The 12,970-nt window shown below is 48.0% G+C and carries 9 protein-coding genes; 2 read left to right on the forward strand and 7 right to left on the reverse strand.

Annotation, left to right across the window (positions count from 1 at the left end; all coding sequences use genetic code 11):
* Window positions 1-68: 68 nt before the first annotated feature.
* The 7 genes from NH568_RS24240 to glmU all read right to left on the reverse strand — a co-directional run bounded on the left by NH568_RS24240 (window position 69) and on the right by glmU (window position 11,298).
* Window positions 69-1,127 carry an AraC family transcriptional regulator gene (locus NH568_RS24240; RefSeq protein WP_253049305.1) on the reverse strand — a complete coding sequence of 353 codons (1,059 nt, stop codon included), beginning with the start codon at window positions 1,125-1,127 and terminating at the stop codon, window positions 69-71.
* 41 nt (window positions 1,128-1,168) lie between these two features.
* Complete coding sequence (locus tag NH568_RS17515) at window positions 1,169-1,678, reverse strand: hypothetical protein (RefSeq protein WP_253049330.1); 510 nt, start codon at window positions 1,676-1,678, stop codon at window positions 1,169-1,171.
* Between the two features lie 128 nt (window positions 1,679-1,806).
* Window positions 1,807-4,953, reverse strand: a complete 3,147-nt coding sequence (locus NH568_RS17520; RefSeq protein WP_253049307.1) for a lantibiotic dehydratase — start codon at window positions 4,951-4,953, stop codon at window positions 1,807-1,809.
* A 10-nt stretch (window positions 4,954-4,963) separates the two neighbouring features.
* A complete protein-coding gene (locus NH568_RS17525; RefSeq protein WP_253049309.1) occupies window positions 4,964-6,178 on the reverse strand; it encodes a lanthionine synthetase C family protein in 1,215 nt (404 codons plus the stop codon).
* Between the two features lie 182 nt (window positions 6,179-6,360).
* Complete coding sequence (locus NH568_RS17530) at window positions 6,361-8,505, reverse strand: peptidase domain-containing ABC transporter (RefSeq protein WP_253049311.1); 2,145 nt, start codon at window positions 8,503-8,505, stop codon at window positions 6,361-6,363.
* Between the two features lie 30 nt (window positions 8,506-8,535).
* Window positions 8,536-9,780, reverse strand: coding sequence for an HlyD family efflux transporter periplasmic adaptor subunit (locus tag NH568_RS17535; protein WP_253049312.1), 1,245 nt, complete (start codon window positions 9,778-9,780; stop codon window positions 8,536-8,538).
* Between the two features lie 156 nt (window positions 9,781-9,936).
* Window positions 9,937-11,298, reverse strand: a complete 1,362-nt coding sequence (glmU, locus tag NH568_RS17540; RefSeq protein ID WP_253049314.1) for a bifunctional UDP-N-acetylglucosamine diphosphorylase/glucosamine-1-phosphate N-acetyltransferase GlmU — start codon at window positions 11,296-11,298, stop codon at window positions 9,937-9,939.
* 1,381 nt (window positions 11,299-12,679) lie between these two features.
* Between glmU and NH568_RS17545 the strand changes: the two genes are divergently transcribed.
* Both NH568_RS17545 and NH568_RS17550 read left to right on the forward strand, forming a co-directional pair.
* A complete protein-coding gene (locus tag NH568_RS17545) occupies window positions 12,680-12,787 on the forward strand; it encodes a class III lanthipeptide (protein ID WP_253049316.1) in 108 nt (35 codons plus the stop codon).
* A gap of 35 nt (window positions 12,788-12,822) precedes the next feature.
* Complete coding sequence (locus NH568_RS17550) at window positions 12,823-12,930, forward strand: class III lanthipeptide (RefSeq protein ID WP_253049316.1); 108 nt, start codon at window positions 12,823-12,825, stop codon at window positions 12,928-12,930.
* The last annotated feature ends 40 nt before the right edge of the window (window positions 12,931-12,970 follow it).

Genomic DNA, 12,970 nt, shown 5'->3' on the forward strand with positions numbered 1-12,970 from the left:
AATGTATTGAAAAAATTACTTTTATTCGTCCAGATTCCGGATTCTGAACGGCACAACGCGGTAGATAGTTAATTTAACTGCTGACTGAGCGTGGAACGCATGCGATAACGTGTCGGCGTCATCCCAGTGCGGGCCTTAAAGGCCTGATTAAAGGTCGACTTGGCATTAAAGCCATTGTTCATCGCAATATCGAGTACCGAAGTCTGAGCATAAGCCGGATCAACCAATTGCTTCTCAATCTGCTCAAGCCTTATTTCATTGATATAGTTAGAGAAGTTATTCCCCGACACCGAGTTGATAGCCCAGGAAACCTGCTTTACTCCCAGTGACAGCTGGTCAGCGATATGCTGAATACTCAATCGCGGCTGACAAAACAACCCCAGCTCGCGAACCTGTGCATCCACCGACGCAAATATCGACTGCGCCAGCTGTTTGTCCTGCGTGGCCGCTTCGCACTGACTGAGCGCTTGGTACTGTGCCAGGCGATTGAATAACAGCGGCTGCTTTATGATGCCAATCAGCAACACAGACAAAATACCAAAGAAACCCACTTCATGGGCAAAATACCAGTAGGCTTTCCAGGGCATTGGCGTCATGGGTTGCACATTCATGCGTACAAAATCCACAACACTCAGCACAGCATACACGCCGAGCAATCTGGTCAGCCAGGTCAGGTCTATCGTAGATGCGTCGGCGTGTACCTGACACACCGTATCGCGATAATCACGCAGCAGCTTTAAAGACGCAATCAGGTAGCACAACAGCATGATACTGCCCAGCGCGATGAGCGGCTGAACATAGTGGGTCAGGCTCAGCGACACCAGGGGTAACAGCAAATGGCGAGCAGACTTTACGCCGCCTGTTGATGCGCCAACCAAATTGCTGACACTCAAATACCACACCGGCCCCATGGCCACGGTAAAAGCGGGTGTAATGACGTATCCAGCCAGTGTAACGCCGGCACTTTCAAATACGTTGGCAAGACTGAGTAAGGCCTGGAAGACAAAAAATAGCACCAGGCAGCGACTGTGTGGGTTTTGCCAGACGAGTATCGCGGCAAAGCACATCTGCCAGGCAAAAATCAGCTGAAACAGGGTCAGCCCTGACATACTGAACGAGGTGAACACGTTTAACTCTTTATTGTTGTTATTATGGTTGGCTGTAACGGCTATTTAAACTGCACCGTTTCATTACTGCGCACATAGGTGCGCTGCTCCGGCTCTGTCCATTTCCCTTGCTTTAGATACTGAGTTGACACCTCAAAGCGATCGTCCTTAAAGCGGCTGATAGATTTCACCTGAGTGATGCCGTCTTTATTGCCGGTTACGTCCTCAAAAGCGACAAATTCGGTGGGGCTCAGCACCTCTATGGTGCCTTGGGTGTAAAATCCGGCGGTAGTGAAATAATAAAAAACCAGCGCATTTTTGCTCTTATCCCAGAAAATCAGCGACTCGCCACCATACATACCCGCATTGATAGAATGTAAAGTACGCACTGCGGTGCCATTGAGCGCCCGCTCCCAGCGACTGATATCCCGCATGGGCGGTTTGCCAGCGGGGACAGCAAAATCCGCCTGCCAGGTCCCCAAAAAAGGTTGAAATACGGCAAGTGCCTCAGCAAGCGGCGCTGATTTTTTGTCGTCTGCCTGCACCTGCACATGCCACACAAGCAACACCATAAAACTAAGCCAGAGAGATACAGTTCGGATCATAATGCCACCCTTCATTTTGTTTTTACTCAAGGGTAGCCAATGGACCCCAGAAACACAAAAAGCGCACCACAGGTGCGCTTTTCTTACTCAGTCACTTAGTCGGCTTTTTTATCCGCCGAGAAGTACTTACGACGGAGCATATCGTGAATAACCAGCTCCTGCTCGCGGCCATAGGCTTTGAACATACGGTTATTGTGCATGTGCAACAAAGATCCCATCAGCGTATCTTTGGTACAGTTGAGTTTGCCTTCGTCGAGCATCCGGTTCAGAACCCCAACTACAGGCTCTGCCGCCATGTACCATTGTGACAGGATCTCAAACAGCGCCTGTTGTGCTTCGTCGGCTTGCGCATCCGTTTGTTTGGTCAACAGTGCAAAGTCCTTGTCCAGTTGCGCTTCATAGTCACGGTAACGATTGCCCAACTGCTTACGCAAGACACTGGTTTCATTGAACTCTCTGCCAAAGCCATCACGTAACTGACTGACCAGCGTAAAGCGAGTGGCGGCATCGTATTCAAACAGGTCCAGTAATTTATGGGTCTGAGCCAGAGCCATACGCCAGCGCACGTCTTCACCGTATTCGTCCACCAGCGCACAGGTTTTTGCAATGAGCGCACTGTCGTACATAAACAGTGATTCAACCAGGGCCATCGACTCTGGACCACCATAGCGTTCAACTTCACGCTCATAGGTCATCAGTTCGACTTTGTGTAGTTCACCACTTTCCACTTTCGGGTCGAGTAACGCATTCAATTTTGGTAGCAGCTGACCACATAACAACCCGGGATCGCCATGGAAACGCAGGCGCAGGTGCCAGTCAGGATCACCATAACGAATGAAGAACCACTTGTCGTACAACTCGCCATTTTGCTCAATCAGCGGCAGCAGCTCTTCGGTCAGCAATTGCTCGACCAGTGAGTTACCTGAATAAATCTTCAGACTCAGCCATTCTGAGCCAGCACTAAAGCGACGCTTCAATGGTGCAGCCGTGATGTTCCCCAAAGGGTCATCACTGAAATGGCGATGCACATTCGCATGCTCATTGATAAATGGAATAATCACTTCGTTGCTGTAATGATTGCCCTGTGCATCCACCACCCGCGACGGGTAATGATTGCTGAGCACTTCTTTGAGCTCGACCCGGCGATGACCTTTGGTTTCTGCAAGTAAGATTGCAAACATATCCGGGTTACGCAGGTCCAGCTGGAGGACATTATCAGCCATTGCAAAGCTGACTTGCGGGTCAAGCTGATAAGTCTCGAGTAACGTCTCCAGTTTAGCGCGATCAAACTGACCTTTTTTACTGATGGCTTCAAGTTCTGTTCGGTCAATGCGCCAGATTTTTTCACTCAGGATCAGGTTATCCAGCATCAGGCGTGGCACAAAGGTAGCTCGCTCCAGGCTGGATGGCAGCTTAAACTGTGGTGGTCTGCCATCCTGATGCTGCAACATACATAAGAACTTATAGGCACTCAGGCTGCGTGCAGAGTAGTTATGAGCACTGGACAAACGCGGCACCACTTGCTTGTTCAGTCGTTTACTCCACAACTTCACTTTTTGTCCTTCAACCCAGACATACAGGTCGCTCAATGGGATCTGATACTCGTCATCCAGCGCGCTGTCGGCCAGGAAGACAATTTCGTACTGACGCAGATGTGGGCGTGCAATCACATTCCCCGGACGCCCCTCTGGCATGTGAACGACTTCAGCAAAAATCACGTCATCGCTGTGTGCCTGTTCAGACGCCAAATGCGCCACCACATTGTCTTTAAGTCCTTCATCCAGGTGACAAAAACGACCCAACAGGTTGGCAGCAGACGGGCCGTAACAGCCATTGAATTTATAAACCGGGTTGCCGCGATCATCCTGATACAGGCTCACCATAGTCGCGAAAGAGAATGGGAACTTAGTAACCGCTTCTTTATTGGTAATTTTTTGCTTCAGCTCTTTACCACGCAACACAACACAGTCTTTGGTGCGGTTTTCAGGCTGACTCAGTGCATCCTCAACAATGCCGTCCAGTACGCTGATTTCAGGCGCCGTCTGTTGACTGCCACCGCTGCGTGCAAGGTTAAGACCCGCAACCAGAGGTGCCTCGTACCCGGTTTCTGTTGAAATGCCAATGCCGGATTCATCATCCAGAATTTTATCGAGCGGTACAAATTGCCCCTCAAAACGTGTATTGAACTTAGTCATAAACTGACTCAGTGAACTACCCTGCTCAGACACGCTCAGTCCAGCGATCAGCTCAAGCTGCTTTTGCAGACGCAAAACTTCCTGCCCTGACAACTGACAATCATTAAACTGACGATAAATGTCGCTCTGGAACAGCTTATTTTCCTGCACCTTCACCGGCAGGCTTTGCAGGTGCTCCAGCAATTGTTTATAAGGCTTGATTTCACCGGTTTTTTGGCTATCCAGAGTGTCTATCTGCGTCAGTGCCGTCGCCAGTTTATCAGCCGTATCCAGTTCTTTGATGGCAGTGATCGACTTCAGTAAAGCGCGATCCGGTGACTCACCGGTCAGTGGCAGCGGAATGTCGGCCAGCAGCACGCCTTCGTCAATCAGGTCCTGAATATAAGCTTCCACTTCTTCGAGTTCAGCTTCAGCATACTGCTCACGGAATTGCGCCACCAGGGCATTGAAACTCTTACCATCACGGGCCGCTTCCAGCACAAAACGGAAATACTCGTCACTTTCTACCGCACTCAGACGATACTGCATCGTCTCTTCTGATAAATATGTCTCGATATATCGACACTGCTCGGCGATGAAGTAATGCGAGGTATTCGGTTTGTAGGTCAGTGTATCTGAGCGGGAAGCATGTTTGATAAAGTGCTCTTTCAGTGCGTTCAGATAGAACATATCGAGGCGGGTTTTGCGGTTGTCTTCGGCAAGATCCGCAACGCTCAGTTCAGTGCGATCTGTAATGCTACCCTGATGGATCCCGGAAAACAGGCCAAATGGCGTTGGCCGCGAGCACATACGTACCATATATTTAATCAGGGCATGTGCCACTTTTTTGCCCTGCTTAGAGTCTGGCTTAGTGCGCCACTGATCGATCCGCTCAAGTAATGACGGGCTCGCAAGGTAAATGGCTTCTTCAACGCCCGGCGTAGCTAGCCAGGCGGCCAGCAACACATTGGTGTCAGCATTTTCTTCGCCAAACTGAGCCAATTGCTCTAGCCCCAGACGGGGCGTACGAATTACAAAAAAATCTTCATTTTTTAGCTGTTTAGACATCACTTACTCCCTATGCCATTAACAAACAATCAACCCAGCCAGTATCATCATCAAACAGAGAAGTCAGAGCTGCACCAATACCGGCATAACCCATCAGGAAGCCAAAGTCTTCATGGTACTCTTTGTCTATGCCGTTAAAGGAGTAGAGAGACTCAACCCCGCGTTCTGCATACTGCGCTAACGAGTAATCAACCCAATACTGCATTGCCTGTACAAAACGAGGATGCGGCATTAACTGGTTCAGGATTTGATAGATCAGTGCCATACCATAATAGCCATGACATACGCCCGCATCGGTGATGTGACCGGATTTTTCATCGCGCCCAGCGGCATGCAGGCCAATTTCCAGTGCCCGCTCAATATAGCTTGGGCGGTCCAGTGCCTGACCAACACGTGCTAATGTCATCGCAATGGTGAGGTCGCCATAACACCACCCCAGACGAGACTGATGGTCGTTACCTGCACATGAACCAAAACATGAATGTGAGTCGCTGTCCGGGCTTTGCTGTTCCAACAACCAGTCACAGCCCCCGAGCAGCAGCTTGGTCACACGCTCCTTCAGGGATGGAATATGAACCGCCGGCAATAACGCTGCAATAATACCGGGCACGCCATGCGCAAGACCGAGGTTGTACTCCGGCTCTTTGGGCTCATCTTTATTAAAACGGTAGACCGACTCTTCAGGCTGAGACCAGGCAATATGGCCATTGTCAAAATGAGTTGCGGTGCTTTCTAATCCGTTGACAATCACTTCATACAGCGCGCTCTGGTCAGACTGCCTGCTGCGACGAGCCGCGTACGGCGCAAATCCGGAAAGTCCCAGCACCATTTCAATTTCGCCACGCCAGGGCTGATGATCCAGAGACTGACGGAATAGTTCGTCAATTTCCTCGAGTAGCTCAGGGTCGTAATTTTCTTGATCAGACTGGTTCAGGTACTCAAGCAACCACGCTTGCCCCGCCAGACCGTTACTTAATTCAAAACTTTGCTGGTCCAGGCCTTCTTGCAGTTCCTCTAACTTTTGAGCAAACAGCGCTTCATCGACCAGGCTCGCGTCATATTCATACGCTTTATACAAAAACAGTAGCTGACCTGCTAAGCCGCTGAGCAGGCCATGAGGCAACTCCGTATCACGGATGTGTGCACTGACTTTGTCAGCCATAATGGACAGAATGGTGTGGATAGTGTCGCGCTGCTGCGTCGACAATGAAAATTGCTCCGGCATGTTCATCCTTAATCTAATCGTCATTCGTTATTGTTATCGTGTCGTTGACGCAGTACGCGCATCATCGATGCACGTATTGTCATCTGTACCTTTGTTATCTTTCCGACGTTAACCCAAATTCTTCGCCTGCTCAACCATCGCCAATCATATTTTTTACAAAATAAAAACAATCAGACGGGCTGTTACTCACAAACAGACTCTTCCTCCTGCTCCTGGGCATCGGGCAAATCGGCCTTTTTCAGCCGAACTTCCCGGTCAGCGGAGGCAATGGTTTCTTTACGGTGCGCAATAATCACCCGGGTGATATCCAAACGTGACACCGCTTCATTGATGTCAGACTCCAGGTTGGTGTCCAGGTGACTGGTTGCCTCATCCATAAACAAAATCTTAGGCTGTTTGTACAAGGCACGGGCCAGAATGATACGTTGCTTCTGACCGCCAGAAAGGCTCGACCCCATGTCGCCAATCAAGCTATCGTAGTTCATCGGCATCTGGCTGATATCATCGTGGATTGCGGCTAATTGCGCACAATACACAACGCGTTCCATATCAATTGGCGTATCGAAAAATGCGATATTGTCGGCAACTGAGCCCGACAACAACTCATCGTCCTGCATCACCGCCGCAATTTGCTGACGATACTGGCGCGCACCGATCTGCTCCATCGGGACGCCGTCGATGAGCACTTCACCGCTTTTTGGTTGGTTCAGACCCAGCATAATTTTCAGTAAGGTTGATTTACCACAGCCAGAAGGGCCTGTGATTGCCACTGATTCACCGGCAGATATGGTCAGATTCAGATTATTCAGAACATTGGGTGTGGCATCGGAATAAGCGAAACAGATGTTACGTAACTCAATGTGGCCCTCAACCTGGTGCTGCTTAACTTGATCCGGCTGCAGAATTTCTTTGTCGGTCAGTGCGATATCCGCAATACGATCAAAGTGCAGACCCACCATTTTAAACTCAATCAACTTTTCAATCAGGTTGGCCGTTTTGTCCATAAACTGACGTTTATACGACATAAATGCGAACAGCATACCGGTACTGAACCCGCCATCCAGAACCAGGTGCGCAGCCAAAAACACCACCAGTATGTTTTCGATACCAAATAAAGCCCGGTTAATGGCATCGTAGCCGATCTGGAAATTCCCCAGACGAATACTCTGGTTAATGGCATTGGCATAGCGATTTTGCCACTGGCCCTCGCGCTTCACCTCTGAACCAAACAGTTTGATGGTCTGAATGCCCCGCACGGTTTCCATGAAGTTGGAGTTTTCTTCTGCCCGCGCCATGATTTCCTGTTCGCTGATATTACGAAACGGTTTGTACATGGCAATGCGAACCATGGCATACGCCACCACAGCCGTTAGTACCACCGCCGACAGCGTTGGGCTGTAAAAGAAGATCATGGCCAGCGTAATGATCGCCATCAAACCATCTATGATGGCTTCGATCACCCCGGTAGTGAGGATTTGTTTTACCTGCTGCAATGAACCAAAGCGGGAAACCACGTCACCCATATGGCGTTTTTCGAAATAGGAAATCGGCAGTCGAACCAGATGGTGGAACAGGTTAGCCCCCAGCTGAATGTTCATCTGGTTGCCAAAGTGCAGCAAAGTGAAGCCTCGCAACGCATTAGTAGCTATTTCAAATACCAGCACCAAAAAGAAACCGGTGGCGAGCACCGTCAAGAGGTTGGTATCCCCCGTCAGGATCACATCATCGATCACCAGCTGGATGTAATAAGGCGCCGCAAGGGTAAAGACCTGAAGGATGATGGACAGTAAGAAGATCAGGGTCAGCGAGCGTTTCAGCCCTGTGATACGACTCCAGAAATCCGAAAAGTGCAGACTGGGTTTCTTCTCTTTCTTTTCAAAACTTTTGGTGGGTGTCAGCTCAAGGGCAACGCCCGTAAAGTGTTTTGACGCCTCCGCCATGGTGAAGGTTTTTTCACCCGACGCGGGGTCGTGGATCACGATACGCTTTTCATTGGCCTTTTTCAGGACCACAAAGTGATTCATATCCCAATGCAAAATACACGGCGTTTGCAGTGCATCCAGATCTTCCAGCTCGATGCGCAAAGGCCGCGAACTCATCTCCAGCTTTTCTGCAAAGTGCATTATATCCAGCAGGGTCGCCCCTTCGATAGATATGCTGAACTTTTGTCTTAATGTGGTCAGATCGCTGTGGTAACCGTGATACGCCGCGACCATGGCCAGGCTGGCGAGGCCGCATTCAGCCGCCTCAGATTGTAAAATAATAGGCAGTGACTTCCTTGACCAGAACTCTAACTGCTGTACCGGTGATTCGTCTTCAACGTGCATAAAAAGCCTTTTTATTCTTGTAGTTGCAGCCTACAGCTGTCCTTTAATACTAAACACGGGATCAAATAACCAACGCAATAAGGAGCGTTCTTCAACGATGATGTCTGCATCGAGCATCATCCCCGCCCGCAGCGGTGTTGCCTTGCCGTAGGCCGTGATCTGCTGTTCTTCAAGAGAAACGACCACCCGATAAGCCGGTTGCTGTATCACCCCGGGTGTACTGGTTTCTTCTGGCAGGATCACACTGTTACTGACTTGCTGGATAGTGCCGTTATAAATACCAAACTTCTCATACGGAAAAGCGTGATACCGCAGTTTGGCTTCCTGACCCAGGTTAATAAAGCCAAAAGACGACGTTGGCACATAAATGATGGCTTGCATCTGGCTGCCCTGCGGCAAAATGCTGAGCAGGTTTTGTCCGGCATTAACGCTCTTGCCCACTTTACCCAACAGGCCAGTGACCACACCTGCTTTGGGCGCGCGCAGCTCACCGAGGCGTTGCTGTTCAACGGACGATAATTGGATTTGCAAATCGGCCTGCTGCGATTCCAGCTGGCTTAAGCGCTCATCGTGTTGCAGCGGAAGTTTTTCCAGATCGGTGTCGTACTGCTGAATTTGCGCAGCCAACGTCAGCCGTTCTGACTGGATACTGGACGACTGTTGCTGCAACGACAGCAAGGTGTCTTTTTGTCTTTGCAGCTCTAGCTCAGAAATATAGCCCGTGCCTTTTAGCGTACTGATCTGACCGACCATCTGCTGATTCAGCTGTAATCGCTTTTCAAAGGTACTGGCCTGACTGTCCAGCTCTTTCAGACGTGCTTCTGCCGTGGCTCTCTGTTGTCTCAGTTCAGTGAGTTCCAGCACATGCTGGCGTTTTTGTTGACTGATCTGCTGCTGTAGATTGCGCAACTGAAAACTATACTGATTGAGTAGTGCCTGGTTGAGCTCTAGTGACTGAGTACTGTGCTTAGCAGATGCCACCCGTAACAATGGCTGATCGGCTTCGACATAGTCTCCCTCAGAAACCAGCACTTCAGCAATGATCCCCGTCTGAGGCGCAACCAGTTTTAACACCCCTGTATTAGGTTCAATCACTCCGGATACGCGCTCTTTGCGCGCATAGCTACCGCTGGCAAGAAAAATGATACTTACAATTACGACGATCAGGATAAGTAAAGTCAGTGTCTTGAACACGGGTGGTTGAACTAAACTTACAGCTCCTTCTAGTCGGTGTCTTTTACTCTCTAATACTTCTTTTCTAAAGAGATTTTCCATAATTACCTAACACCCGATTGTTTGAGTTTTTATTGTTAAATTTTAATTAACCCTCAGTAATGTATCACTTTGGTCATCAGAAAGGAACTCACAGTGCGATGTCTTAACAAAACAACGACCCCAAATAAGAAACGGGAGCCTAAGCTCCCGTTTTTATTAACTCTTTTTTACTGGTCTTTGCCAGCTATCAATGTTGCGCTGCTTGCTTCTTGCCACTGCAAGTGTCTCATCACCCACTTTTGTCGTGATCACTGACCCCGCACCAACAGTAGCAGTCTTGCCAATCTCTACCGGTGCAACCAGTGAAGAATTGGAACCAATAAACGCGTCGTCGCCAATGATGGTTTTCGATTTATTCACGCCATCATAGTTGCACGTAATGGTACCGGCGCCAATATTCACTTTTTCACCGATCTCAGCATCACCCAGATACGTCAGGTGATTGGCTTTTGACCCTTTACCCAGGCGAGACTTTTTCATTTCGACAAAGTTGCCAATATGCGAATCCGTTTCCATGACGGCACCTGGACGTAATCTGGCAAATGGACCTAAGGTACACGCATCGCCTACAACGGCTTCTTCTATCAAGGTGTTGGCTTTGATGACAACGCCACTGCCAATCTTACAGTTTTTCAGCACGCAGTTTGGACCAATCACTACATCGTCACCCAGCTCAACCTGACCTTCGAAAACCACGTTCACATCAATTTGTACGTCCTGACCGGTTGTTACTTCACCACGTACATCAATACGCATCGGATCTGCAAGGCTAGCACCGTTGAGCATCAAGGTTTCTGCCTGCCATGCCTGATAAGCGCGCTCCAACCCGGCAAGCTGCACACGGTTGTTTGCTCCTTCCACTTCCATGGCATCATCCGGCTGTGCTGAGCTAATCTCCACGCCATCCTGATGGGCCATCGCGACGATATCAGTGAGATAGTATTCGCCCTGAGCATTATTATTGGAGAGCTGACCCAGCCATTTTTTCAATAGCCCACCATTCACCGCCATAATACCAGTATTGATCTCTTGGATTGCCAGCTGGGCTTCAGTCGCATCTTTTTGTTCAACAATACCAACCAGCTTGCCATTTTCACGGATCATACGACCGTAACCCGCGGGATTGTCGAGATTGACCGTTAATACCGCCAGACCTTTCTCAGGCGTAGCATCTAACAGACGCTGCAGAGTAGACAAGCGAGTCAGTGGTACATCGCCATACAAAACAAGCACCATATCATCATCTGCAATATGGTCTTTCGCAACGGCAACAGCGTGACCCGTGCCCAATTGCTCAGCCTGATGCACCCAATTTACTGCATTGTGCTTTAGTGCCTGTTGTAGCTGCTGAGCACCATGACCATATACAAGGTTAGTCGTACTCGCACCCAAAGCCATTGCATTATCAATGACGTGTTGCACCATCGGGCGACCTGCAACAGGGTGTAATACCTTAGGTAAGTTAGAACGCATACGAGTTCCCTTGCCCGCGGCGAGTATAACTGTAGTCAAAGCCATAACATTATTCTCTTCTAATTTATTGTCTACCACGAAGAGCATAGGAGTGCCTTTCCATTGCGTGGGCAACCCGCTCCATTTATGTGGCGACATTGTAGCGCTTAATTCTGCTTATTGTCAGTAATGAAAGCCCTCTTTCTGATTGCGCCCACACCATGCTCACTCTGCATAGACTACCAAACACAGATCACCGGCCATTGTTCAGGCTAAGAATAAGGCTACCTGTCATATTCTACAGCTAGACAATAAAAATAATACCTGAGTCAGAAATAATACCAATAAAAAGTAAAACCTGTAATAAAAGCCAGCTTATAAAAACATCAATCAACGCTATTATTTAATCACTGGCTAACGCCAAGAAGATAAAACCTAGTTTGTTACAAAAACCACCCTTGGAGATAAAAATGATTATATCAAGCGACATTAAAACAGCTGAAAAAATTAGTGACGGCTTGAATTTTGATAAAACAACAAACTTATCAAGTCATTTTTGTGAAACCAGGGTAAATCGAGCAATTTAATAAATCGGAGAGTCATTATGAACAACGTATTAAAACTTCAAGCAGTTCAGTCTGGTAACAATAACGGTGAAATCCAGGAATGGAGCACTATTTCTAACCACTGCGGTGGTGACAGCCTGCAGAAATCACTTTAATTAAAAATAACTGGATAATAATCATGAACAACGTATTAAAACTTCAAGCAGTTCAGTCTGGTAACAACAACGGTGAAATCCAGGAATGGAGCACTATTTCTAACCACTGCGGTGGTGACAGCCTGCAAAAATCACTTTAATTAAAAATAACTGGAGAATAATCATGAACAACGTATTAAAGCTTCAAGCAGTTCAGTCTGGTAACAACAACGGTGAAATCCAGGAGTGGAGCACTATTTCTAACCACTGCGGTGGTGACAGCCTGCAAAAATCACTTTAATTAAAAACAACGGGAAAATAATCATGAACAACGTATTAAAACTTCAAGCAGTTCAGTCTGGTAACAACAACGGTGAAATCCAGGATTGGAGCACTATTTCTAACCACTGCGGTGGTGACAGCCTGCAGAAATCACTTTAATTAAAAACAACGGGAAAATAATCATGAACAACGTATTAAAACTTCAAGCAGTTCAGTCTGGTAACAATAACGGTGAAATCCAGGACTGGAGCACGATTTCTAACCACTGCGGTGGCGACAGTCTGCAAAAATCACTTTAATTAAAAATAACTGGAGAATAATCATGAACAACGTATTAAAACTTCAAGCAGTTCAGTCTGGTAACAATAACGGTGAAATCCAGGATTGGAGCACTATTTCTAACCACTGTGGCGGCTCAGCGCTTAAATAAGCCTGACAACGATAACTTTATATCGGAGATAAAAAATGAACAACGTATTGAAACTACAAGCAGTAGCAGCCGGCAAAGACAGTGCAGAAATCCAAGAGTGGAGCACTATTTCTAACCACTGTGGCGGCTCAGCGCTTAAATAAGCCTGACAACTATCAATTTATATCGGAGATAAAAAATGAACAACGTATTGAAACTTCAAGCAGTAGCAGCCGGCAAAGACAGTGCAGAAATCCAAGAGTGGAGCACTATTTCTAACCACTGTGGCGGCTCAGCGCTTAAATAAGCCTGACAACTATCAATTTATATCGGAGATAAAAAATGAA

This window comes from Pseudoalteromonas sp. XMcav2-N, assembly GCF_024124545.1.
Lineage (GTDB): Bacteria > Pseudomonadota > Gammaproteobacteria > Enterobacterales > Alteromonadaceae > Pseudoalteromonas.